Genomic DNA, 22,766 nt, shown 5'->3' on the forward strand with positions numbered 1-22,766 from the left:
GAAAGTTCGCGTCTACGTCGACGGCACCAGCGCGAGCTGACGGGTCTGCACCACGATGCGGCCAGCCGAGTCCACCACGACATGGTCTTCGTCGAACCACTCCTGACCGATCTGGGTGGTCGTGCACAGCACCCGCAGCCAGCCGTCGGCCGGGCGGGCCCGCAGGAAGGCCGTCAGCTGGACGGTGGGGGCCCAGCCGAACCGGTTGACGCCGAACGTCACCGGAGCCGACACATCGCCACACAGCAGGGCGAAAAGCACATCGGGAGCTTCCCCACGGGGCCGCACCCAGTACTCGATGACCGGTGGTCCGCCGTCCGAGCGCGGCGCCATGGTCGTCAACGACGGCCGGATATCGCAGCCGTGGGCCAGGTGCACGACGTCGGCCATCCGATGCCCGGGACCGATCGGCTCCAGCCCGGGCGGCGGTTCGGGCGTCATCAGCGGCACGACGGGGTTCGTCGACAGCAGCGGCGGCAGATCGTGCTCGGGGACACCGAGGGTGATCGCCGCGCGGACCGCCACCCGGTCGCCCTGCATCAGTTCGACGTCGACCAGGCTGATCCGGCGGCCACGCTTGCGCACGGTCGTGATGACCCGCAGTGCGCCGGGATCCGGTGCCCACAGAAAGTTCCCGGACACCGCAATGGGCTCGTCCCCGGTGCCGAGTTCGGTGCGCGCCGCGTTCGCACACAGCGCCAGCATCGCCCCGCCGTGCACCTTGGGCCCGATGGTCCAGTGCTCATTGAGCGCACCCTCGTACACGCCGTCACCGGCCGACCCCAGGCGCATGGCATCGCTGAACAACACGCTCATCGCAGCAGGTGCTCCCGGGCGAACTGCAGGGACTCGGTCAACAGGGCCTCCCGTTCGGCGGCGTTACGGGCTCCCGAGGTGGTGACCTCGAGAATGACGTGGCCGGTGAAATCACTGGCGGCCAACTGACGGCACACCTCGGCGGCGGGCTGGGTGCCCCGGCCCGGCACCAGATGCTCGTCGGTGGACGCCCCGCTCCCGTCGCACAGGTGCAGATGAACCAGGCCCTGCCCCATCCGTCGCGCCATCTCCAGTGCGTCGGTGCCCGCCGTGGCGCTGTGCGACAGGTCCAGGGTGTAGTGCGCATGCCCGCCGTCGAGCGGGTCGAAGGACGGCGCGAACGCCGAGATGCCCGGGCCGGGACTACCGCCGCGTTTGCGCATCCGCTCGATCGAGGGCTGTCCGGTGCCCCAGAACCTGTCTGCCCGGAACGGGAACATGTTCTCCACCGCGACCAGGACATCGCTACCGGCCTCCAGGTCGGCGACCTGCTCGCTGAACCCCTCTGCGTAGCGACGCTGCCAGCGGAACGGCGGATGTACCACCACGGTCTGGGCGCCCAGCTGCTCGGCGGCCCGCACGCTGCGTTCCAGCTTGGCGATCGGGTTCGCGCCCCAGACCCGTTGTGAGATCAGCAGGCAGGGCGCATGCACCGAGAGCACCGGGATGCCGTACGTCTGCGACAGGGCTTCGACGGCCTCGATGTCCTGGCTGACCGGTTCGGCCCAGACCATCAGCTCGACACCGTCGTAGCCCAGGCGGGCGGCGTAGTCGAAGGCGGCCTCGGTCCGCAGCGGGTACACCGAGGCCGTCGACAGACCGACCTTGATCGCGGGGCGCACTTAGGTGGACTGCAGCAGGGCCAGCGGCCCGAGCGTCACCATGGCACCCACCGCCACCGCGATCAGCGTGCTGGCGATGTCCTCGGTCTTGCGCACCACCCGCACACCCACCACCAGGCCCAGGATCACCAGCACCGAGAGCGCCAACGCCACGATGTTGTTCCACTTCCAGAGCTGGTCGAAGGCGATGAACAGGCCGGCACCGAGCGCGACCGCGAGCACACTCTGCACCACGATCCACACGCCCCGCATGAAGGGCGACGGGGCGTCGGGTTCGGTCAGGTCCAGCGCGGCCAGCGGCTCGTCGACATCGATGGACACCTTCTGGGTGTCCGCGAGGTCGTCGTCGTTGAGGAATTTGTCGTCGAGGTCGATGTCCTCGGGGCCGGGGGTGCGGCCACGCCGGGCCACATCGTCGGCGACGGAGTCCCCGCCGAACAGGGTGTCGGCCGGCGATCTCAGGTACGACGGGCGCCTCTTGACGCTGCCGTCGTCGTCGACCGGATCGCCGTCATGGGCATCGTCGTCGTGCAACGGGTCGAAGGACATCCCCTCGGCGCCACCGGCCGGGACATGCGGGGCGTGCTTCTTCAAGGTGTGCGCGTGGCGGCGCGGGGCGAAGACCAGTGGCTCGGGCTCCGCATCGCGCTGCTGCAGGTGCTCGACGTAATCGGTTTCGGCGGCGTCGGGCTCGGCCTCGGCGTCGGGCTCTGCCTCCGGTTCCGGTTCCGGTTCCGGTTCCGGTTCCGGTTCCGGTTCCGGTTCCGGTTCCGGTTCCGGTTCCGGTTCGACCTCGGCCTGCACCGGGGTGTCCTCGACAACGGGGGTGTCCTCGGCCGTGGGTGCGTCCTCGACGACCGGGGAATCCTCGGCCGTGGGTGCGTCCTCGAGGGCGATGATCGGGATCTCGCCGGTCAACTCGGCGACGGTGACCGCATCGGCATTGCCGCGGCGGCGCCGGCGGCGGCCGCCGGGCGCCGGGGATCCGATCGATCCGTTCTTGGCGAGCAGTTCCGCCACCGATATCGGGCGGGTGGACGTGGTATCGCTCGGTTCTGTCATCGTGTGTTGCCCTTGGGAGTGGCTGGGGTGGTCTCGACCAGGGCGGTTCCGTCCGCTTCACTGTCGAGTTTCCGCAGAATCAGTCCCTCCCGCAATGCCCAGGGACAGATCTGTACCGTTTCGACACCCAGCGCCCGCATGCTCGCCTCAGCTACCAATGCGCCCGCCACGATCTGTGGCGCCCGTTCGGCACTCACCCCTTCCAGCTCTGCTCTGTCGGCCGTAGTCATCCTAGAGATGAACGCGATGAGCTGCCGTAGGCCGGCTGCGGTGAGCGTCCGCTTGACCCTCGGGCCTGCGCCCGAGGGCGCCGCACCGGTGAGGCGGGCCAGCGAACGGAACGTCTTCGAGGTGGCGACCGCCAGGTCCGGTGTGCCCGCGGCCTGCATCACCGCGCCCGCCTCGGACAACTCGGTGGACAGCCAGTCCCGCAGCATCGCCACCCGGCGGCGACCCGGCGGATCCTCGGACAACCATTCCCTGGTCATCCGGCCGGCGCCCAGCGGCAGCGACATCGCGACCTCGGGCTCCTCGTCGACACCGCTGGAGAGCTCCAGTGAACCGCCGCCGATATCGATGTTGATGATGCGCCCGGCACTCCAGCCGTACCAGCGGCGCACCGCGAGGAAGGTGAGCCGGGATTCGTCGACACCGCTGAGGACCCGCAACGAAACCCCGGTCTCGGCCTTCACCCTGGCCAGCACCGCCTCGGAGTTCTTGGCATCGCGCACCGCAGAGGTCGCGAAGGCCATCATCTCCGCGCACCCCGAACTGGTCGCGATCTTGGCGAATTCGTCGACGGTGGCGACCAGCGCGTCCGAACCCTTGCGGGTCAGCTTTCCGCTCGAGTCGATGGCCTCGGCCAAGCGCAGCGCGGCCTTGGTGGAACTCATCGGGGTCGGATGGCCGCCCCGGCGCGCATCGACAACCAACAGATGCACCGTATTGCTGCCCACATCCAGCACGCCCAATCGCACGCGACCCACGTTAGTGGGTTTACCGTGGACAACTGTGGGGACATCACATGTCGGCGGTATCGGTGGCGAGGTCGAGTTGGACTTCGCCCGGGAGTGGGTGGAGTTCTACGACCCCGAGGATCCCAAGCATCTGATCAAGGCCGATATGACGTGGCTGCTGTCCAGATGGACCTGTGTGTTCGGCACGCCCGCATGCCAGGGCACCGTCGAAGGACGCCCCGATGACGGCTGCTGCTCGCACGGTGCGTTCCTGTCCGACGACGACGATCGGGCCCTACTCGACGACGCCGTCAAGACACTGACCGACGAGGACTGGCAGTTCCGGTCCAAGGGTCTGGGCCGCAAGGGCTATCTGGAAGAGGACGAGTACGACGGCAAGCCGAATCTGCGCACCCGCAAGTACAAGGGTGCCTGCATCTTCCAGAACCGGCCCGGATTCCCCGGCGGTATCGGATGCGCACTGCACTCCAAGGCGCTCAAGCTCGGGGTCGAACCGCTGACCATGAAACCCGAGGTCTGCTGGCAGCTGCCGATCCGCCGGACCCAGGACTGGGTGACCCGGCCGGACGGTTCCGATGTGCTCCAGACCGTGATCACCGAGTACGACCGGCGCGGCTGGGGCGAGGGCGGCCTCGACCTGCACTGGTACTGCACCGGTGACCCCGCCGCCCATGTGGGCGAACGGCCGGTCTGGGAGTCCTACCGGCCCGAGCTCACCGCGCTGCTCGGCGAGAAGGCCTACGCCGAGCTGGCGGCCATGTGTAAACGCCGCGGCCAACTCGGCCTGATCGCCGTGCACCCGGCCACCCGCGCCGCGGAGTAGCCGCCCACAACCGGGGGTGCGGGGCGAGACCGTACGAGTCGCGTCAACACCGCCTGCTACCGAAATCCAGATCACTCATGACGGCACAAATTGTTGTCCCACAACAGGATTCACTATCTGTCGGGACTCAGCCCTCGAGCTTGTAGCCCAGCCCGCGCACCGTCACCAGGTGCACCGGACTGGCCGGATCGGCTTCGATCTTCGAACGCAGCCGCTTGACGTGCACATCGAGGGTCTTGGTATCCCCCACATAATCCGCGCCCCACACCCGGTCGATCAGCTGACCGCGGGTCAGCACCCGGCCGCTGTTGCGCATCAGGTACTCCAGTAGGTCGAACTCCTTGAGCGGCAGGGTGATCGCCTCGCCGTTGACGCTCACCACATGCCGTTCGACATCCATCCGCACCGGGCCGGCCTCCAGCACACCGTCCGCGACACCGGCGTCTTCGCTGTCGGCGCCGCGCCGCAACACCGCGCGGATCCGGGCGATCAGCTCACGCGCCGAATACGGCTTGGTCACATAGTCGTCGGCGCCGAGCTCCAGCCCGACGACCTTGTCGATCTCGCTGTCGCGGGCGGTCACCATGATGACCGGCACACTCGACCGTGACCGCAGCTGCTTGCAGACATCGGTACCGCTCATCCCGGGCAACATCAGGTCCAGCAGCACGATATCGGCACCGGCCCGCTCGAATTCGGCCAGCGCGGACGGGCCGTCCCCGACAACCGTGGCCTCGAACCCCTCCTTACGCAGCAGGAACGCCAGCGGGTCGGCCAGGGACTCCTCGTCCTCAACGATCAGCACACTCGTCATGGGTGACACGGTCCTCTCTCAATCATCATCACCCGATCGGTCGTCGGGAATGGCCGGTATGGCGAGGGTGAACGTCGAGCCGGTACCCGGCTGACTCCACAACCGGATGGATCCGTTGTGATTGGCGGCCACGTGCTTGACGATGGCCAGGCCGAGCCCGGTACCGCCGGTGGCACGCGAACGGGCCTTGTCGACCCGGAAGAACCGCTCGAACACCCGCTCCTGATCCGCCCGGGCGATGCCGATACCGCGGTCGGTCACCGCGATCTCGATATCGTTGCCGCGCCGGCGCCTGCTGATCGACACCGCCGACCCGTCCGGCGAGTACGCGATGGCGTTGGACACCAGGTTCGCGATGGCGGTCACGAGCAGCCGCTCGTCGCCGAGCACCCGGTAGCCGGTCGGGGCATCGGTGGTGATGGCGATATCGGCGTTGTCGGCGGCCACCTTGTAACGCGACAACGCCTCGGCGACCACGGTGTCGACATCGACGCTGTCCAGTTGGGGCAGCGGTTCGGCGCCCTGGAGCCGGGACAACTCGATCAGCTCGCCGACCATGCTGGCCAGCCGGTTGGATTCGACCACCATCTTCTCGCCGAACCGGCGGACGTTGTCGGGGTCATCGGTGGAGGCCAGGAGCGCCTCGGCCAGCACACCCATGGCACCGACCGGCGTCTTCAGCTCATGGCTGACATTGGCGACGAAATCGCGGCGGGTCGCTTCCATCCGCGCCTGCTCGGACTGATCTCCGACGAACACCACCGCGAACTGGTGGTCCTCCTCGACCAGCAACCGCACATGGCCGCGCACCGAAAGACCCGAGCGGCCCGACTTCTGCTTCTTGCGCGGCGACAGATCGATGTCGACGTCGGCGCCGGTGGACAGGCACCGCTGCACCGCCTGCCAGGCGCGATCGTCGAGCAGCCGGTCACGCACCAGACCCAGTTCGGCGGCCTGGTCGTTCATGTAGACCACGTCGCGGAAGGCGTCGACCACCACGATTCCCATGGGTGACATCGCCGCGATGTGACTGAGCATCTGGGAGATGGTGATCCCGCGGCCCTGTTCGGCCAGCCGGCGGGCCCGGCGTTCGGCAAGTCGCGAGGACACGACCATCCCCGCTGCCACGCCGCCCCCCAGCGCAAGCAATGCCACCGCTGCCGCCAACAGCAACGCGGAACCGACACTCACGCGAAAAGCGTACGCATCGGGTGAACGTCATCCCAGCAGCGTGCGGCCAAATCGGGACAAGTCACACGAACAAAGACAGGAGTTCGGTCACCGTTTACTCGCGTTCACCCGCTGTTGGCTTACTTGGCGCCCTGGGCGGCCACGGCGGCGGCTCCCGCGGCGGCGGCCTCGGGGTCCAGGTACCGGCCGCCGGCCACCACCGGCTTGAGGGTGTCGTCCAGTTCGTAGAGCAGCGGGATACCGGTCGGGATGTTCAGGCTGACGATGTCGTCGTCCGACATGCCGTCCAGGTACTTCACCAGGGCACGCAGCGAGTTGCCGTGCGCGGCGATGAGCACCGTCTTACCGGCCTTGAGATCGGGAACGATGGTCTGCTCGAAGTAGGGCACGAACCGGGCCACCACATCGGCGAGGCATTCGGTCAGCGGGCCGCCGTCGATATCGGCGTAGCGCGGGTCGGTGTCCTGACTGAACTCGCTGCCCTTCTCGATGGGCGGCGGCGGGGTGTCGTAGCTGCGGCGCCAGGCCATGAACTGCTCGTCACCGTACTTCTCCTTGGTGGCGGCCTTGTCCAGGCCCTGCAGCGCGCCGTAGTGACGCTCGTTGAGGCGCCAGTCCCGGTGCACCGGGATCCACAGCCGGTCGGCGGCCTCCAGCGCCAGGTTGGCGGTGACGATCGCCCGGCGCAGCAGCGAGGTGTACAGCACATCGGGCAGCACGCCTTGCTCGGCGAGCAGTTCGCCCCCGCGGATCGCCTGGGCCCGGCCCTTGTCGGTCAGATCGACATCGACCCAACCGGTGAACAGGTTCTTCTCGTTCCACGTGCTCTCGCCGTGACGCAGCAGGATCAGATTCGCCATGGCTGGCATTCTGTCACGAAGGCTGGTCGTCGATGAGATGTGCAAAGGCCGCCAAGTTCTTCAGCGACTCACCGCGGGCCACCCGCCACTCCCACTCCTTCTGGATGGACGAACGAAAACCCAACTCCAGCAACGTGTTGAAGTCGCTATCGACGGCTTCGAGTACCTGTCCGAGGATCCGGTCGAGCTCATCGGCGTCGACCGAACTGTTCGACATCCAGCCGACCAGGTAGATATCGCCGAGATTGTCCAGCGTGTAGGCCACCCCGTAGAGCCTGCGGTTGCGCTTGAGCAGGAACTTGTAGACGGCCTCGAAGTTCTCATCGGGGCGGCGGCAGACGAAGGCCTCCACCCGCACCGAGTGCTCGCCGAGGCTCAGGATGGTGTTGGTCTTGAGCCTGCGCTCGCCCGGCAGCGCCACCACGATGCCGGGCAGCCCGCCGTGCGCGCCCTTGTGGTGCTCGTATTCGAGTTCGTTGGTCTGCAGCGTCTGCTCGATGATGGCCTGGACCGTGTTGCTCACGCCCGCACCCCCCTGCGCAGCGCGAAGCGCCTACCGTTGCGACGCCCGGCGGGTTCGCGGCGCGGATGCCGGGCGCGGTAGTCGGTGATGGCGTGCGCGTAGCTGTCCAGCAGCCCGTCGACGGTGTGCGCCCAGGAGAACGTCGCGGCGTGCTCGACGGCCGCCTTGCTGAGCGCAACCGGATCCTTCGCCAACACCTCGTCGAGTGTCTTCGCCCACGCTTCGGGATCATGGCCGTCGACCAGCGCACCACTGACGCCGTCCCGCACGGCGACGGGTAGTCCGCCGACGGCGGCCGCCACCACCGGGGTGCCGCAGGCCTGTGCTTCGACCGCGACGAGTCCGAAGGATTCGTTGTAGCTCGGGACGGCGACGATGTCGGCGGCCCGGTACACCCGAACCAGATCGTCGCGGGACTGGGGAGGAAGGAACGTCACGCGATCGGTGATACCCAATTCGGCGGCGAGGTGAACGAGGCCTTCGGGTGTCGCCAGTCCGCTGCCCGAGGGCCCGCCGGCGATCACCACCCTGATGTCGGGCAGTTTGGCCACCGCCCGCAGCAGCACGTCGGGGGCCTTCAGCGGCTGGATGCGCCCGATGAACGCCACCACCTTCTCGCGCGGGTCCAGGCCCAGCGCCGCCCGCGCGTCCCGCTTCGCACCCGGCGTGAAAACCCGCAGGTCGACCCCGGGATGCACCACGTCGATATGCTGCCGGTCCGCATTGTGCAGCGAAACCAGTTGCTGCGCTTCGATTTCGGTGTTCACGATCAGCCGGTCGGCCTCGTCGACCACCTGCTGCTCGCCGACCGCGCGCAGCGCGGGCTCCGGGGCGTCACCCTCGGCGAGCGCGGCGTTCTTCACCGCGGCAAGGGTGTGCGCGGTGTGCACCAGCGGCACCGCCCAGCGGTCGGCGGCCAGCCATCCGACCTGCCCGGACAGCCAGTAGTGCGAATGCACGATGTCGTAGTAGCCGGGCTCGTGGGTGGCCTCGGCGCGCAGGACGCCGGCGGTGAACGCGCACAGCTGGGTGGGCAGATCGTTCTTGTCGAGCCCTTCGAACGGGCCTGCCACCACATTGCGCACCAGCACTCCGGGCGCGACCTGGACCAGTGGCGCATCCGCCGACGAGGTGGCCCGGGTGAAGATCTCGACCTCGACACCACGACGGGCCAACTCCAACGCGGTCTGCAGCACGTAGACGTTCATGCCGCCGGCATCACCGGTTCCGGGTTGGGCCAGCGGCGAGGTGTGCACCGAGAGCACCGCAACGCGACGGGCAGTGTCCTTCAGTCCGGGCGTTTCTGGGACGGCGCGCACAATGACATGTCTACACCTGCGCCGAGCTGACCACATCCGAGGTATCAGGAAGCACCGAGCACACCGGCTTCGCCGCGGCGCAGCCGGGCGCGGCGCATGGCGGCGATCGGGTCGGCGTACAGACCGCCGAGCGACACCACACCGGCACCCGCTTCCTGCACCCGGTTCCCGAACGCGGTCACCCGGATATCGCGGGGTCCCAGCACGGTCCGCGCCGCGAACGCGCGCTCGAGCGGCTCCATCCCCTCCGGGTACTCGGTGAAGGCCTGACCGCCGACCACCAGATCGTCGGGGTTGAGCATGTCGCGCAGCAGCGCCACCGCCTCACCGAGCACCCTGGCCCGTTCGGCCAGCAGCGCGCGGGCGCCCTCGTGGCCGCCGCGGGCGGCGCGCAGCACCGCAGGCAGCGTCGACGCGGGGCCCTCGGACGGCACGATGCGCTGGGCGCGGGCCGCGTTGCGCACCGCTTCGTCGCTGACTGTCGACTCCAATTGACCTGTGCCACCCAGTAACTCGGAACTCACCGGTAGCGCGGCGATGGTGCCCGGGCCGCTCGCCGGCGAGTGCACGCGGCCGCCGATGGACAGCGCGTAGCCAACGGTCTCGCGGGCGTAGACATAGAGGCTGGTACCGGCCTGCGCGCTCGGAGGACGCCCCCCGAGCAACAACTCGGCACCGGCCATGGCGTCGACGTGCGAGGCCACCGACACCGGCAGTCCCAGCGTCTCGGCCAGCACCGGGCCGACGGGCGCTTGCGTCCAGCCCAACCGGGGGTGGTCCAGATATCCGGAGGTGCTGTCCACGACGCCACCGGCGGCAACACCCACCCACAACGGGCGGCGGCGGTGCCACCGACTCAGGTAGCGCCGCGCGCTGCCGGCCAGTGCTGTCAGCGCGGCGCTCTGGGCACCGCGCGGGGTCGGGGTCTCCACGACGTCGAGGGTCCGGCCGAACAGATCGGTGGCCACGATGCTGGTGGTCTTGGCGCCGATGTGCAGGCCCAGAGTCAGGAACGGCTCATGGTTGACCTCGACCGGGATGCGCGGGCGACCGATGGCCCCGGACACCGCGAGATCCGCGCGTTCGCGCAGCACCCCGGCCTCAAGCAGGGCGGTGACCTGGCGGTTCACCGTGGCGATGCTCAGCCCGGTGACCCGCGCGATGGCGTCACGGGCGATCGGGCCGCGCCCGCGGGCGGCACCGAACACCGATGCGGCGGCTGCATCGGCGACCTTCAGCGACGGCGCGACGATGTGGTGCCGGGCCAATAGGGCGCGCTTGGCGTGCGCGGCGGGGGTCTGACGGGCGGCGGCAGGAGAGGCAGCGATGGTGGCCATGGGGAGTCCTCGGGTCTGAGTCGTGGATGGGTGGGCGTCTGCCACACCGGCGACTCAGCGGGACGAAATGGTCCTCGGGGTCAGCAGGGCGCGGCGGGTGCGCAACAACAACACGCACACCGCGCGGCGAGAACGCTCGCCCGACTCATCGAGAACACGCCGCCAACGTAGCACGCCCGCCGACGCTCACGCGAAGGTCAGATGCGCGGGATTAGGGTTGTCACCATGACGACCTCAACAGATCGGCGCCGCGTCGCGGTAGTCACCGGAGCCAGTGCCGGAATCGGCGAAGCAACCGCGAAAACGCTTGCCGCACAGGGATTTCACGTGATCTGCGTGGCACGACGGCCCGGGCCCATCGAGGCGCTGGCCGCCGAAATCGACGGCACCGCAATTGTGGCGGACGTCACCGATCCGGCCGCGGTGGCGGCCCTGGCCGAACGCCTGGACCGGGTGGATGTGCTCGTCAACAACGCCGGTGGCGCCCGCGGGCTGGAGTCGGTGGCCGATGCCGACATCGAAAACTGGCGCTGGATGTGGGAGTCCAACGTGCTGGGCACCCTGCACGTCACGAAAGCGCTGCTGCCCAAGCTGATCGACTCCGGTGACGGACTCATCGTCACCGTCACCTCGATCGCCGCACTGGAGACCTACGACAACGGTTCTGGCTACACCACGGCCAAGCACGCTCAGGGCGTCCTGCACCGCACACTGCGCAGCGAGCTGTTCGGCAAGCCGGTCCGGCTCACCGAGGTGGCGCCGGGAATGGTCAAGACCGACTTCTCGCTGAACCGGTTCGACGGGGACGCCGAGCGCGCCGAGAAGGTGTACGCCGGGGTGGAACCACTGGTGGCCGAGGACATCGCCGAGGTCATCGGGTTCGTCGCGAGCCGGCCTGCGCACGTCGACCTGGATCTCATCGTGGTCCGCCCACGTGATCAGGTCACCGGCGCGACCGGTTCCCGCGTCAACCGCCGGGGGTAGGAACCGGCGTCGTGGTGGGCGTCCCCGACAGCGTCGGGGCATCGCTGGGGGTGACCGGCGCGGTGACGGGGATGTTCGACGGCGGGTCGTCGCTGCTGAGCGCCGACATGGACGTCCATTCGCTCCACGGCACGGCCCAGTCCCAGATGTCGCCGTCCGCGTAGGACAGGTCGATGCGGGTGCCGGTCACCTCGACAGGGTCGCCGTACATCGCGGTGTTGAAGTACTGCTCGGCGTCGGTGAGCGAGAGGTTGATGCAGCCGTTGGTGACGTTGGTGTTGCCCTGCGCACCGGAACTGGCCGGGTTGGCGTGAATGAACTCGCCGTTGTTGGAGATGCGCACCGCGAATCGCTCCCGCACGTTGGCGTACCCGGCGGCCGGGTTGGTCATGTAGAAGTCCTCATACTTCTCGGTGACCACGTGGATGCCGCTGCGGGTGACGTTGCGATCCAGGTCGCCTTCGCCGTAGCTGCACGGGAAATCCATGACGACCGCGCCTGCGCCGTCGAGCACCTGGATGCGGTGGCTGGATGCCTCGGCCCTGACCACCTGACGCCTGCCGATGGTGAAGTCCAGCGTCGAGTCCGCGGCGCCGTAGGCATCCGGGCCGAAGGACACCCCGTAGAGATTCGCGTCGACGTGCACGGTGGCACCGGCCGGGTAGTAGTCCTTGGTGCGCCAGTGCACCCGGGAGCCGCCGACTTCGTCGGGCAGCCAGGCCCAGCTGCCCTCGACCTCGGGCGTGGTGGTGACCGTGAGCGCCTTCTCGACGGTGGCCTTGTCCGCATCGGCGATGGCGGCGTCGAATTGCAGGATGATCGGCGCGGCCACCCCGACGGTCTGATGATCGGCGAGCTGGAACACACCGCTCACCGTGGTCTGCGGGTTGACGGTGCTGAACCCGCCGGTGACGGGAACCGCCTTACCGTCACGGCCCACCACCGAACCGGCCCAGGTGTAGTCGCCGCCGTAGCCCAGTGGCTCGGTGACGGTGAACTCGGTCCGGTCGCGGTTGAGCTTTCCGTCGACCGGATCACCGGCGGCATTGGTCAGCGAGATGCGCTGGAACCAGCCGTCGCTGACCTTGGCCCCGGCTGCGGCGGTCGGCACCACATCGGCCGACGCGTCATCGGGGGTCAGGGTGATGCTCGGTGCCGACGCTTCTTCGGTGGGCTCGGGTGCGCCGGCGCCCGTCCCGGAGGTGCTCGCACAGGCCGCCAGGAAGCCGGCGCCGCCGAGACCCAGGATGGTGAGCGCACGACGCCGACTCAGCTGGGCGCCTTCACATTCACCGGTAGGTCTCACGTGGACCCAGCGTACCTAGAGATCGCACCCGATCAGTACCGGCTCGGGTGTGAGTTCGATCCCGAAGCGGCTCAGTACCCCGTCGCGCACCGCCCTGGCCAGCGCAATCAGCTCCGCGGTGGTCGCGGAGCCCCGATTGGTCAGCGCCAGCGCATGTTTGGTGGACAACCGGGCAGGTTCGTCGGGTCCGGGATACCCCTTGCCGAAACCGGACCGTTCGACCAGCCAACCGGCCGCCAGTTTCACGCCGTCGGGCGCGGGATAGTGCGGCACCGGCACGCCGGCGTCGGCGCTCAGTCGTTCGAAGGCCTCGGGCGTCACCACCGGGTTGGTGAAGAAAGACCCCACGCTCCAGGTGTCGTGGTCGGCGGTGTCGAGCACCATCCCCTTGGCGCCGCGTAAGGCCAGTACCGCCTCGCGCACCCGCCCAGGGTCGGCCGTCTGGCCGGCCGGAACGCCCAGCGTCGAGGCGAGTTCTCCGTACCGCAGCGGTGCGCTGCGCCCGGCCGGGTCGAGGGTGAACTCGACCTCCAACACGATGATCGAGGACTGGTACTTGAGCACACTGTGCCGGTACCCGAACCCGAGCCGGTCGGGCCCGACCCATTCGTCGAGCCCGGTGCTGCGGTCCAGCAGCCTGACCCGCGAGATGGTGTCGGCGACCTCGGCCCCGTAGGCACCGACGTTCTGGATCGGGGTGGCACCCGCCGATCCCGGGATACCGGACAGGCATTCCAGCCCGCCGAGACCGTGGGCCAGCGCGGCCACCACGACATCGTCCCAGGGCGCACCCGCCTCGGCGCGCAGCACGGAACCATCGACGGTGATCGCGGTGTTGGCGACCGCCACCACCGTCAATCCCGACAGGTCGTCGGCCAGCACCACGTTGGAGCCGCCGGCCAGCACCAGCACGTCGTCACCCACGGGCAGCGCCGACAGCGCGGCGACAAGTTTGTCGGTGGTGTCGCAGGTGATCAGTCGCCGCGCGACGGGGCCGACGCGCACAGTCGTCCGCGCAGCGAGCGGCACGTTCTCGGCAACCGCCGCGCCCGCGAAATTCGTTCCGGCCACGGCCGCTAACGGTAGCGTGACCGGCATGCCGCGTTCCTATGACATGGCAGCGGAGTACCGGTGCAGCGTGACGCAGGTGCACGGCGCGTTCGCCGATGAGGCGTACTGGCTGGAGCGGCTGGAGAAGTCCGGCTGCGATGACGCCACCCTGGACGCGCTGACCATCGACGACGACGGCGGCCTGCTGATCGCCACCACCCAGACGGTCCGCTTCCACCGGCTGCCCGGATTCGTCAGCCAACTGCACGCCGGGGACCTCACCCTGGTTCGCGAGGAAATCTGGAGTCCGGTCTCCGACGGCCAGGCCACCGGCACCATCAAGGGCACCGTGCCGGGTGCACCGGTGCGGGTCGGCGGCACCGCCGCGATGAGCAGCCTCGGTGACGGCGCCCGGGTGGACGTGCGGGCCACCGTCGAGGTGCGGATACCGCTGCTGGGCGGCAAGGTCGAGGGCTTCATCGGCGGCCAACTTGCGGAGATGGTCCGGCTGGAAGAACAGTTCACCTCGCGATGGATCAACGAGCACGTCTGAAGAAGCCGCTCGGCGTGGCGACACGCGGCACCACCGGTTACAACCGGCTGCGCCGCAGCGACCGCTGGCTGGTGCACTCGCCGCGGGTGCGTACGGCGCTGCTGACCGCCACCGACCCGCTGGTCGTCGATCTCGGTTACGGCGCGCTGCCCGTCACGACCCTGGAACTGGCATCGCGGTTGCAGACGGTGCGCCCGGACGTGCGGGTGGTCGGCCTGGAGATCCACCCGGAGCGGGTCCGCACCGCGGCGCTCTCGGCCACCGACGGTGTCGAGTTCGCCCTCGGCGGTTTCGAACTGGCCGGGCTGCGACCGGTGCTGGTGCGGGCGTTCAACGTGCTGCGGCAGTACCCGGTCACCGAGGTGGACGCCGCCTGGGCGCAGTTGCGGGCGGGGCTGGCCCCCGGCGGGCTGCTCGTCGATGGCACCTGCGACGAGTTGGGCCGGCTCTGCTGCTGGGTGCTGCTGGACGCCGACGGGCCGGTGAGCCTGACGCTGGCCTGCGATCCGTTCGCCATCGAACGGCCCGCGGAACTGGCCGAGCGGCTGCCGAAGGCGCTGATCCACCACAACGTCGAGGGCCAGCCGATCCACACCTTGCTGCACGCCGCGGACCGGGCCTGGGCGGCCGCGGCCGGGCAGGGGGTGTTCGGCCCGCGGGTGCGCTGGCGGGCGATGCTGGAGCTGCTACGCGCCGACGGCTTTCCGGTCGACCCGCCGCGCCGTCGGCTGCGTGACGGCGTGCTGACCGTGCCGTGGGCGGCCGTCGCACCCGCGACCTAATCTGGACTGCATGCGGATTGCCCTGGCTCAGATCCGGTCCGGCGCCGACCCCACGACCAATCTGGACCGCGTCGACAGGTACAGCCGTGAGGCCGCCGACGCCGGCGCCACGCTGGTGTTGTTCCCCGAGGCCACCATGTGCCGGTTCGGCGTCCCACTGGCCCCGGTCGCCGAACCTCTCGACGGCCCCTGGGCCGACGGTGTCCGCGCCGTCGCGCAGCGCACCGGGATCACGGTCGTGGCGGGCATGTTCTGCCCGTCGGGTGACGGCCGGGTGACCAACACGCTGATCGCGTCCGGCCCCACCACCGACGCGCACTACGACAAGATTCACCTCTACGACGCGTTCGGTTTCGCCGAGTCCAAGACCGTGGCGCCCGGAGACCAGCCGACGGTGATCGATGTCGGCGGTGTGCGGGTGGGGTTGACTCTCTGCTACGACGTCCGCTTTCCGGAGCTGTACACCGATCTGGCCGATCGCGGCGCCCAACTCATCACCGTGCACGCGTCGTGGGGCACCGGCCCCGGCAAGCTGGACCAGTGGACGTTGCTGGCCCGGGCCCGCGCCGTCGACACCACTGCTGTCGTGGCCGCCGTCGATCAGGCCTACCCCGGTGACGAGATCGCCGCGCTCGGTCCGACCGGGGTCGGGGGCAGCCTCGTCGCCTCGGCAACCGGGGAGGTCATCGCCGCCGCGGACGCCGGCGAACGGCTTCTGGTGACCGATATCGACCTGGACGCCGCGGCCAAGGCCCGCGAGACGATCGCGGTGCTGCGTAACCGCACTCATTTCGCTAGGGCACAATCGACGGCGTGACCGATCCCTGGGCCCGACCTGCCGACGAGGTACCGCCGCCCCCGCCCGTGCCGCAGCCACCGCCGCCGCACCAGCCGGAGCCGACGCCGGAGGCCGAGCCGCAGAGCAGGCTCAAGCGGCTGTTCCGTGACCCGCTGTCCATCGTCTTGGTGGTGGTCATCGTGTTGGCGTTGGCCGTGGCCGGCATCGTCGGCACCGAACTGGTGGCCCGCCGGATCGCCGACTCGACGGTCACCCGCATCACCTCCTGCGTGGTGCAGGACAGCGTCGACGTGTCGTTCGGCCCGCGCCCGATCGTGATGCAGTACCTCAGCGACAACTACAACAACATCACCGTGACCACCGGCGGGGAACGCATCCGTGAGGCCGAGGGGATGAAGGCCGAGATCGTCATCAACGACGTCCAGGTCACCAACAACCCGGCCGCACCCGGCACCGTCGGCGCGCTGGACGTCAAGATCACCTGGTCGGCCGACGGCATCAAGCGGACCATCCAGAACGCGATCCCGCTGATCGGCAGCTTCGTCAACGGTGTGACGACCAATCCCAGCGACGGCACCATCGAACTGCAGGGCATGCTCGGCAGCATCGTCACCAAGCCCGAGGTGCGGAACAACGAGTTGACGCTGACGGTGGAGGCGCTGACGGGCCTGGGCTTCGTGCTGCCCCGGGAGACCGTGCAGCCCGCGCTGGACGCGTTCCTCAAGCAGATGACCGAGAACTACCCGCTGGACATCAAGGCCGACAGCGTGGAGGTCACCGATTCCGGTGTGGTCGCGAAGTTCTTCAGCCGCAATGCCGCCATGCCGCCCAGCACCGGGCAGAGCTCGGATCCCTGCTTCGCGGGACTTTAGCCGGACAACCCGGGTTGAGGAATCCGGCGATCAGGTTCAGAACGGCTCTTCAGTGCCGCCGGGGTTACAGCCAGCGGCCACCAGTTCGGCATCGCTGACCTCGGGCCGCCACGGCTCGAGATTCCAGCTGGTCTTGCCGGGCTCGACGAACTCGGCGAACTGCCAGTGGCAGTTGAATTGCGCCTGCATTCCCGGGATATCGGCCTCCGGCGAGATGGCCAGCACCTCGGCCCAGGCCTGATTCTGCTGCGGCTGGGTGCCCGGAATTGCGGCCTGCGCGCGGCCGACCGGGGTCGGATACACCCGCAGGCTCTTCAGGTCGCCCCACTGCACCCATGAGGTGTGGTCGATGTAGGTGCCCGCAGGCTCGGCCGCAGCGGTCGGTGCGCTCAGCAGCAGACCGGCCGCGCACAGTGCGGCGCTGAGGACACGCATCGCCTCAGCGTGACTTTCCCTGGATTTCCAGGATCTTCGGCCGCACGTCGACCAGGTAGACACCCGTCGCGCAGGCACAGATCGCGGCGCCGAACGCGTCGCGCAGCAGCAGCGCCAGGAGCACGCCCCCGCCGAGGATCAGCAACCAGACCGGCTTGGTGAGCTTTCCGGCGGCGGTGTACGCGTCGGGCCGTTGCATCGCGGCGTGGACGAACGCGTACACACCGACCAGGACCACGACCCCGACCAGGACAAGCAGAATGGCACCCGCCAGGTTTGCAAGCATCACGCCTGCAGCCTATGCGGGTGCCATCCGGTTCGCGAACCTACTTCTGGGTGACCTTCTTGGCCGGGGTCGCCTTCTTGGCCGGGGCGGCCTTCTTGGCGGCCGGGGTGGCGGCGGCCTTCTTGGCCGGAGCCTTCTTGGCCGGGGTGGCCGGGGTGGCCGGGGTGGCCGGGGTGGCCTTCTCGACCTTCTTGGGCAGCTCGACGCCGACCAGCTTGGCGGCGCGCTCGCCGACCGCGCGGGTCTGGCTGGCGACGGTGCCCAGCGCATCCTGGGTCAGCTCGACGGCCTGATCGGTGACCTCTTCGACGCGCGAGGCGGCCTCTTCGAGGGCCGGCTGGTTGCGCAGGCGCTCCAGGGCGGCCTCGCCGCGCTCGACGAGCTTGTTGTACTGACTGGTCGCCTCATCGGCGTACTTCTCGGCGACCTTGCGCAGCTCCTCGGGGGTCAGCTTGTCACGCAGCTCGTCGAACTGGGTGGGCAGATCCTCCTGCAGCTTGGTCAGCCGTGCTCGGCTCTCTTCGACGCGGGTCTTGCTGTCGGTGCGCGCCTCATCGGCGCGGTCACGCAGGGTCTCGACGATCTCGTTGACCTTGGCCAGGGCCAGATCGGCAGCGCCGACAGCCGCCAGCAGCGGAGCCTTGAGGTCTTCGACAGTGGGCTGGGTCTTCTCGCTCATGGTTCTTCCTCTCAGATGGTGGTCGGTTGTGCAGCGGGTGGTTCGGGTTCAGGCTCGGATTCGGCTGCTGCAGCCTCTATTTCGGCCTCAGCCTCGTTCTGCTGACAGAACGAGTTGTAGATGTCGAGCAGCACCTGCTTCTGCCGCTCGGTGATCGCGGTATCGGTGACTATCGCGTCACGCACCTTGCTGCCCTCGCTGGGTTCGAGCATTCCGGCTTGGACGTAGAGCACCTCGGCGGAGACACGCAATGCCTTGGCGATCTGGCTGAGCACATCAGCCGACGGTTTACGGAGCCCACGCTCGATCTGGCTGAGGTAGGGATTGCTGACCCCGGCCTTCTCGGCGAGTTGGCGCACCGATACCTGCGCCGCCTCGCGTTGTGCCCGGATATAGCCGCCGATGTCGTGCGCGGCGTTGCTCACCACAACGGCAAGATTTTCGTCCTGCGTCATGATGAACCTCCGATCCGTCGGTTATTGGCTGACGGATCCCACGGTAGGCACGAGTGCTAACTATTGCAAGCACTCTGCTAGCACTTTAGAAGAGCAGCTGCGCCACCGTGTAGATCACCAGCCCGGCCAGTGACCCCACCACCGTGCCGTTGATCCGGATGAACTGCAGGTCACGGCCCACGTGGAGCTCGATCCGGCGGCTCGCCTCATCGGCGTCCCAGCGCTCGATCGTCTCGGTGATGATCGCTGTGATCTCCGTCCCATACTGCGCGACGAGGTGCTGAGCGGCCCGCACGATCCAGTTGTCGACCTTGTCGCGCATCTCCGGGTCATCGCACAGCGACTCGCCGATCCGCACCACCGAGTCCGACACCCGGGTCCGCAATGTCGAGGACGGATCATCGACGGATTCCAGCACGATCCGTTTGGCCGCGGCCCACGCCGTCTCCGCCGCACGCGCGACCTCATCGCGCGCCATGATCTGCTCCTTGACGTTCTCCGCACGCTGAATCGTGGCACCGTCGTTCTGCAGGTCATCGGCGAACTCGAACAGGAACTTGGTGGCCGAGCGACGCAGCTCGTGGTTCGGGTCGCGGCGCACCTTGTCGGTGAAGTCCATCAGCTCGCGGTGGATCCGGTCACCGACCAGGTGATCCACCCAGCGCGGCGACCAGGTCGGGGAATCGCGCTCGATCACCCGCTCGATCACCTCGCCGGAATTCAGCGACCATTGGAAGGCACGGTCGGCCAGCAGTTGCAGCAGTGCCTCCTGGCGGCCCTCCTCCAGCAGGCTGGACAGCACCCGCCCGATCGGCGGGCCCCACTGCGGCTCGGCGATGCGCTTGATGATCATCCGGTCCAGCACCTGCTGTACGTCTTCGTCGCGCAGCATCTCGATGAGCACGCGCAGCACCGTGGACACCTCGGCGGCCACGCGCTCGGCATTGCGCCGATCCGCGAGCCACTTGCCGGTCCGGCCCGCCACCTCGGCGTCGCGCAGCTTCGTCGCGACCACATCGGGTGACATGAAGTTCTCCCGCACGAAGGTGCCCAGACCTTCACCGAGCTGATCCTTCTTGCGTTTGATGATCGCGGTGTGCGGAATGGGGATGCCGAGCGGATGCTTGAACAGCGCGGTCACCGCGAACCAGTCGGCGAGCGCGCCGATCATGCCCGCCTCGGCGGCGGCGCGAACATAACCCACCCACGGTGCGGCGCCACGGGATTGGAGCCAGGTGCTCAGCAAGAAGATCACCGTCGCGCCGAGCAGGAAGCTCAGCGCGACGACCTTCATCCGCCGCAACCCGCGCTGCCGTTCCCGGTCTGCCTCCGAGTCGGCACCGGCCAGTGACTCCGCGAAACTCGTGTGTACCACTCCCCCATCATCCGCTACGGCACCAGTGGCCCGGCCACCGTAGTATCGAGTCGACCTAGTGATTGGATTATCACGACTGTGGCACAGCAGAGCGCGGCAGCGGTGAAGACCGATGGCCGGAAACGACGCTGGCACCAGCACAAAGTCGAACGACGAAACGAGCTGGTAGACGGCACGCTGGAGGCTATCCGCCAGCGGGGCGCCAATGTCAGCATGGATGAGATCGCCGCCGAGATCGGTGTCTCCAAGACGGTGCTCTACCGCTACTTCGTGGACAAGAACGATCTCACCACCGCCGTCATGATGCGGTTCGCTCAAGTCACGCTGATTCCCAACATGGCGGCGGCGCTGTCGTCGAATCTGGACGGCTACACCCTGGTGCGGGAAGTCATCAGGGTCTATGTGGACACGGTCGCCTCCGAACCCGAGCCCTACCGATTCGTCATGTCCAACAGCAGCTCGAGCCGCACCAAGGCGATCAACGACTCCGAGCAGATCATCGCCCGTATGCTCGCCGTCATGCTGCGCCGGCGCATGCAGGCCGAGAAGATGGACACCTCCGGCGTCGAGCCGTGGGCGTTCATGATCGTCGGCGGCGTGCAGCTGGCCACCCACTCCTGGATGTCCAATCCGCGGATGTCCACCGATGACCTCATCGACTATCTGACGATGCTGTCGTGGAGTTCGCTGTGCGGCATCGTCGAGGTCGGCGGCTCGCTGGAGAAGTTCAACTCGCAGCCCCATCCGTCCCCCGATCTGCCGCAGCACCTGCTTGACTAGCCAGTTGTGAGCCCAGACAACACCTCGGAACTGTCCAAGCTGTGGAGCCACGAGCCGCACGCCCATCTGCGGTTCAAGCCGGGCGACTTGGTGTCCGAGATCGACGCGAACGCCACCCCGGGATTCACCGGTGCCAAATCGGACGCGCCGGCGCTGCACGCCGAGCGCAATGAACGCTTCGCCGGCCTGCAGGAGATGCTCTACGCCAACAGCCGCAGTGGTGACAGGCGTTCGGTGTTGCTCGTGTTACAGGGAATGGACACCGCGGGCAAGGGCGGCATCGTCAAACATGTTGTCGGAGCGAGTAATCCACAAGGCATCCAGTATCACAGCTTCGGCAAGCCGACGCCCGAGGAGTTGTCGCACCATTACCTGTGGCGCATCAACAAGGCGCTGCCGGCCGCCGGCCACATCGGCGTCTTCGACCGATCGCATTACGAGGACGTGCTGATCGTGCGGGTGCACAATCTGGTGCCACCGGACGTGTGGGGCCCGCGGTATGACGAGATCAACACCTTCGAGCGCGAGCTCGTCGACGCCGGCACCACCATCGTCAAGGTGGCGATGTTCGTGTCGCTGGAAGAGCAGAAGAAGCGCCTCGCCGAGCGGCTGGACCGGCCCGACAAGTACTGGAAGTACAACCCGGCCGATATCGACGAGCGGCTGAAATGGCCGCTCTACCAAGAGGCCTATCAGGCCATGCTGGACAAGACCTCGACGGAATACGCGCCGTGGCACATCGTGCCGTGCAACCGGAAGTGGTACAGCCGGCTCGCGGTGCTGGAGCTGATGATCGAGGCCCTCAAGAGCCTCGATCTGCAGTGGCCCCCAGCAGATTTCGATGTCGAGGCAGAAAAGCAGCGCCTCAAGAACGCCTGAGTCCGCCGAGACTACGGATTCTGGCCCGGAATGACAGATTCCTGGCCATAAAGCGTAGTCCCGGCCGATGTGGAACCGAATCACGCAGGGCTGCGTCCAATTCTGTGTGAGTCCAATCGTCCTCGGTAGCGAAGCACTGGCATCCGGGCTCGCCACCCGGCACGCGCTCCAGACCCGGTACCGCAAGCTCCACCAAAATGTCTATGTACCAATCGATGTCACGCTGACGGCGCGTGACCGGGCGGAAGCGGCGTGGCTGTGGTCCGGTCGCAAGGCGACCTTGGCCGGGTACTCCGCGGCGGCCGCGCTGGGGAGCAAATGGCTACCCGATGATGCTCCGGCCGAGCTGGCCCGCATCCGGTACCCGTCGCCACCCGGTATCCGCATCCACAGCGGCGCCATTGCCGCCGACGAAGTGGTCGCGATCGGTGACATGGACTGCACCAGCGTGGCGCGGACCTGCTATGACATCGGACGCAGGCAACCCCTGGACACCGCGATCGTCCGGATCGACGCGCTGCTGAACAAAACTCGCGGCGACGTCCGCGACGTTGCCGCGATCGCCGCACGCTATCCCGGTGCGCGCCGCATCCGTCGATTACGGGAAGCGCTGAGTTTCGTGGACCCGGGCGCCGAGTCTCCACAGGAGACCAGACTGCGCCTGCTACTGGTCCGCGCGGGTCTACCGCGGCCGGCCACCCAGATTCCGGTCACCGATGAATCGGGTTTCGTACGGCGCCGCATCGACATGGGCTGGGAGGACGCGCTGGTCGGCGTCGAATACGACGGCGAACAGCACTGGCGGGATCCGCTCGCGTATGCCGCCGATATCGAACGGCTGGAATTCCTCGCCGCCTGTGGCTGGACGATCGTGCGCGTGAGCAGTACTCAGCTGAGGAATCGACCGGAACAGGTGATCAGCCGTGCTCGAAACGCACTCCGCGTTGCCGAGCGCCGCTGAGACTAC

At 68.1% G+C, this 22,766-nt stretch carries 26 protein-coding genes; 9 read left to right on the forward strand and 17 right to left on the reverse strand.

Annotation, left to right across the window (positions count from 1 at the left end):
• Positions 1 to 12: 12 nt before the first annotated feature.
• Genes EXE63_RS10735 through EXE63_RS10750 form a run of 4 tightly spaced genes read right to left on the reverse strand, consistent with a single transcriptional unit; the run spans position 13 to position 3,697 of the window.
• Positions 13 to 816 carry a thioesterase family protein gene (locus EXE63_RS10735; RefSeq protein ID WP_168141935.1) on the reverse strand — a complete coding sequence of 268 codons (804 nt, stop codon included), beginning with the start codon at positions 814 to 816 and terminating at the stop codon, positions 13 to 15.
• Entirely contained in the window at positions 813 to 1,658 is an 846-nt protein-coding gene (locus EXE63_RS10740; RefSeq protein ID WP_168141936.1) for a sugar phosphate isomerase/epimerase family protein, read from the reverse strand. The genes EXE63_RS10735 and EXE63_RS10740 overlap by 4 nt, the downstream gene beginning before the upstream one ends.
• Complete coding sequence (locus EXE63_RS32880) at positions 1,659 to 2,720, reverse strand: Rv0497 family membrane protein (RefSeq protein WP_234904438.1); 1,062 nt, start codon at positions 2,718 to 2,720, stop codon at positions 1,659 to 1,661.
• Positions 2,717 to 3,697: a Ppx/GppA family phosphatase gene (locus EXE63_RS10750; RefSeq protein WP_168141937.1), complete on the reverse strand. Its 981-nt coding sequence runs from the start codon at positions 3,695 to 3,697 to the stop codon at positions 2,717 to 2,719. Before EXE63_RS10750 ends, EXE63_RS32880 begins: the two co-directional genes overlap by 4 nt.
• Positions 3,698 to 3,731: 34 nt before the next feature.
• Here EXE63_RS10750 and EXE63_RS10755 point away from each other — a divergent pair, with 34 nt between their 5' ends.
• Positions 3,732 to 4,520, forward strand: a complete 789-nt coding sequence (locus tag EXE63_RS10755; RefSeq protein WP_234904439.1) for a DUF3109 family protein — start codon at positions 3,732 to 3,734, stop codon at positions 4,518 to 4,520.
• Positions 4,521 to 4,647: 127 nt separating this feature from the next.
• Here EXE63_RS10755 and regX read toward each other — a convergent pair whose 3' ends face one another.
• The 6 genes from regX to EXE63_RS10785 form a co-directional block, all read right to left on the reverse strand.
• Positions 4,648 to 5,334: a two-component sensory transduction protein RegX gene (gene regX, locus EXE63_RS10760; protein ID WP_168141938.1), complete on the reverse strand. Its 687-nt coding sequence runs from the start codon at positions 5,332 to 5,334 to the stop codon at positions 4,648 to 4,650.
• 18 nt (positions 5,335 to 5,352) lie between these two features.
• Positions 5,353 to 6,525, reverse strand: coding sequence for a sensor histidine kinase (locus tag EXE63_RS10765; protein WP_168141939.1), 1,173 nt, complete (start codon positions 6,523 to 6,525; stop codon positions 5,353 to 5,355).
• Between the two features lie 119 nt (positions 6,526 to 6,644).
• The gene (locus EXE63_RS10770) at positions 6,645 to 7,394 is read right to left on the reverse strand and encodes a phosphoglyceromutase (RefSeq protein WP_168141940.1); all 750 of its coding nucleotides are present in this window, start codon (positions 7,392 to 7,394) and stop codon (positions 6,645 to 6,647) included.
• Positions 7,395 to 7,398: 4 nt separating this feature from the next.
• On the reverse strand, positions 7,399 to 7,908 hold the full coding sequence (locus EXE63_RS10775; RefSeq protein ID WP_168141941.1) for a type III secretion system chaperone family protein: 510 nt from the start codon (positions 7,906 to 7,908) through the stop codon (positions 7,399 to 7,401).
• Positions 7,905 to 9,227: a D-inositol-3-phosphate glycosyltransferase gene (gene mshA / locus EXE63_RS10780; protein WP_234904440.1), complete on the reverse strand. Its 1,323-nt coding sequence runs from the start codon at positions 9,225 to 9,227 to the stop codon at positions 7,905 to 7,907. The genes EXE63_RS10775 and mshA overlap by 4 nt, the downstream gene beginning before the upstream one ends.
• 44 nt (positions 9,228 to 9,271) lie before the next feature.
• Entirely contained in the window at positions 9,272 to 10,564 is a 1,293-nt protein-coding gene (locus EXE63_RS10785) for an ROK family protein (protein WP_168141943.1), read from the reverse strand.
• Positions 10,565 to 10,789: 225 nt separating this feature from the next.
• On the opposite strand from EXE63_RS10785, the gene EXE63_RS10790 reads away from it, so the two are divergent.
• On the forward strand, positions 10,790 to 11,548 hold the full coding sequence (locus tag EXE63_RS10790) for an SDR family oxidoreductase (RefSeq protein WP_168141944.1): 759 nt from the start codon (positions 10,790 to 10,792) through the stop codon (positions 11,546 to 11,548).
• Here EXE63_RS10790 and EXE63_RS10795 read toward each other — a convergent pair.
• Positions 11,532 to 12,854 (reverse strand): L,D-transpeptidase, encoded by a 1,323-nt coding sequence (locus EXE63_RS10795; RefSeq protein WP_168141945.1) that lies wholly within the window; start codon positions 12,852 to 12,854, stop codon positions 11,532 to 11,534. The two genes, EXE63_RS10790 and EXE63_RS10795, sit on opposite strands and share 17 nt — an antisense overlap.
• Positions 12,855 to 12,869: 15 nt before the next feature.
• A complete protein-coding gene (locus EXE63_RS10800; RefSeq protein ID WP_234904441.1) occupies positions 12,870 to 13,925 on the reverse strand; it encodes a UDP-N-acetylmuramate dehydrogenase in 1,056 nt (351 codons plus the stop codon).
• A gap of 25 nt (positions 13,926 to 13,950) precedes the next feature.
• Between EXE63_RS10800 and EXE63_RS10805 the strand changes: the two genes are divergently transcribed.
• From EXE63_RS10805 to EXE63_RS10820, 4 genes are read left to right on the forward strand one after another with little or no spacing between them, the layout of a single operon-like run.
• Positions 13,951 to 14,457, forward strand: coding sequence for a DUF2505 domain-containing protein (locus EXE63_RS10805; protein ID WP_168141947.1), 507 nt, complete (start codon positions 13,951 to 13,953; stop codon positions 14,455 to 14,457).
• Positions 14,436 to 15,239: a class I SAM-dependent methyltransferase gene (locus tag EXE63_RS10810; RefSeq protein ID WP_168141948.1), complete on the forward strand. Its 804-nt coding sequence runs from the start codon at positions 14,436 to 14,438 to the stop codon at positions 15,237 to 15,239. Before EXE63_RS10805 ends, EXE63_RS10810 begins: the two co-directional genes overlap by 22 nt.
• 10 nt (positions 15,240 to 15,249) lie before the next feature.
• Positions 15,250 to 16,056: a carbon-nitrogen hydrolase family protein gene (locus EXE63_RS10815; RefSeq protein ID WP_168141949.1), complete on the forward strand. Its 807-nt coding sequence runs from the start codon at positions 15,250 to 15,252 to the stop codon at positions 16,054 to 16,056.
• On the forward strand, positions 16,053 to 16,910 hold the full coding sequence (locus EXE63_RS10820; protein WP_168141950.1) for an LmeA family phospholipid-binding protein: 858 nt from the start codon (positions 16,053 to 16,055) through the stop codon (positions 16,908 to 16,910). Before EXE63_RS10815 ends, EXE63_RS10820 begins: the two co-directional genes overlap by 4 nt.
• Before the next feature lie 36 nt (positions 16,911 to 16,946).
• Here EXE63_RS10820 and EXE63_RS10825 read toward each other — a convergent pair whose 3' ends face one another.
• From EXE63_RS10825 to EXE63_RS10845, 5 genes are all read right to left on the reverse strand, one after another.
• Entirely contained in the window at positions 16,947 to 17,345 is a 399-nt protein-coding gene (locus EXE63_RS10825; RefSeq protein ID WP_168141951.1) for a DUF2599 domain-containing protein, read from the reverse strand.
• 4 nt (positions 17,346 to 17,349) lie between these two features.
• On the reverse strand, positions 17,350 to 17,631 hold the full coding sequence (locus EXE63_RS10830; protein ID WP_210000689.1) for a DUF2516 family protein: 282 nt from the start codon (positions 17,629 to 17,631) through the stop codon (positions 17,350 to 17,352).
• 40 nt (positions 17,632 to 17,671) lie between these two features.
• Positions 17,672 to 18,310 (reverse strand): heparin-binding hemagglutinin, encoded by a 639-nt coding sequence (locus EXE63_RS10835; protein WP_168141953.1) that lies wholly within the window; start codon positions 18,308 to 18,310, stop codon positions 17,672 to 17,674.
• An 11-nt stretch (positions 18,311 to 18,321) separates the two neighbouring features.
• Positions 18,322 to 18,765, reverse strand: coding sequence for a helix-turn-helix domain-containing protein (locus EXE63_RS10840; RefSeq protein WP_105362117.1), 444 nt, complete (start codon positions 18,763 to 18,765; stop codon positions 18,322 to 18,324).
• Positions 18,766 to 18,850: 85 nt separating this feature from the next.
• Positions 18,851 to 20,140 (reverse strand): DUF445 domain-containing protein, encoded by a 1,290-nt coding sequence (locus EXE63_RS10845; protein ID WP_168141954.1) that lies wholly within the window; start codon positions 20,138 to 20,140, stop codon positions 18,851 to 18,853.
• A 78-nt stretch (positions 20,141 to 20,218) separates the two neighbouring features.
• On the opposite strand from EXE63_RS10845, the gene EXE63_RS10850 reads away from it, so the two are divergent.
• From EXE63_RS10850 to EXE63_RS10860, 3 genes are all read left to right on the forward strand, one after another.
• Entirely contained in the window at positions 20,219 to 20,920 is a 702-nt protein-coding gene (locus EXE63_RS10850; RefSeq protein WP_168141955.1) for a TetR/AcrR family transcriptional regulator, read from the forward strand.
• Between the two features lie 6 nt (positions 20,921 to 20,926).
• Positions 20,927 to 21,799, forward strand: a complete 873-nt coding sequence (locus tag EXE63_RS10855) for a polyphosphate kinase 2 family protein (protein ID WP_168141956.1) — start codon at positions 20,927 to 20,929, stop codon at positions 21,797 to 21,799.
• Positions 21,800 to 21,905: 106 nt separating this feature from the next.
• Positions 21,906 to 22,760 (forward strand): endonuclease domain-containing protein, encoded by an 855-nt coding sequence (locus EXE63_RS10860; RefSeq protein ID WP_168141957.1) that lies wholly within the window; start codon positions 21,906 to 21,908, stop codon positions 22,758 to 22,760.
• Positions 22,761 to 22,766 lie beyond the last annotated feature (6 nt).

The sequence above is a fragment of the Mycolicibacterium frederiksbergense genome, assembly GCF_012223425.1.
Classification (GTDB): domain Bacteria; phylum Actinomycetota; class Actinomycetes; order Mycobacteriales; family Mycobacteriaceae; genus Mycobacterium; species Mycobacterium frederiksbergense.

Bases quoted from the DNA above. Each gene is read 5' to 3' on its own strand.
- EXE63_RS32880 (WP_234904438.1), bottom strand. From the start codon at position 2,720: ATGACAGAACCGAGCGATACCACGTCCACCCGCCCGATATCGGTGGCG.
- EXE63_RS10810 (WP_168141948.1), top strand. From the start codon at position 14,436: ATGGATCAACGAGCACGTCTGAAGAAGCCGCTCGGCGTGGCGACACGC.
- EXE63_RS10830 (WP_210000689.1), bottom strand. From the start codon at position 17,631: ATGCTTGCAAACCTGGCGGGTGCCATTCTGCTTGTCCTGGTCGGGGTC.
- EXE63_RS10840 (WP_105362117.1), bottom strand. From the start codon at position 18,765: ATGACGCAGGACGAAAATCTTGCCGTTGTGGTGAGCAACGCCGCGCAC.
- EXE63_RS10835 (WP_168141953.1), bottom strand. From the start codon at position 18,310: ATGAGCGAGAAGACCCAGCCCACTGTCGAAGACCTCAAGGCTCCGCTG.
- EXE63_RS10790 (WP_168141944.1), top strand. From the start codon at position 10,790: ATGACGACCTCAACAGATCGGCGCCGCGTCGCGGTAGTCACCGGAGCC.
- EXE63_RS10825 (WP_168141951.1), bottom strand. From the start codon at position 17,345: ATGCGTGTCCTCAGCGCCGCACTGTGCGCGGCCGGTCTGCTGCTGAGC.
- EXE63_RS10805 (WP_168141947.1), top strand. From the start codon at position 13,951: ATGCCGCGTTCCTATGACATGGCAGCGGAGTACCGGTGCAGCGTGACG.
- EXE63_RS10815 (WP_168141949.1), top strand. From the start codon at position 15,250: ATGCGGATTGCCCTGGCTCAGATCCGGTCCGGCGCCGACCCCACGACC.
- EXE63_RS10770 (WP_168141940.1), bottom strand. From the start codon at position 7,394: ATGCCAGCCATGGCGAATCTGATCCTGCTGCGTCACGGCGAGAGCACG.
- regX (WP_168141938.1), bottom strand. From the start codon at position 5,334: ATGACGAGTGTGCTGATCGTTGAGGACGAGGAGTCCCTGGCCGACCCG.
- EXE63_RS10735 (WP_168141935.1), bottom strand. From the start codon at position 816: ATGAGCGTGTTGTTCAGCGATGCCATGCGCCTGGGGTCGGCCGGTGAC.
- EXE63_RS10785 (WP_168141943.1), bottom strand. From the start codon at position 10,564: ATGGCCACCATCGCTGCCTCTCCTGCCGCCGCCCGTCAGACCCCCGCC.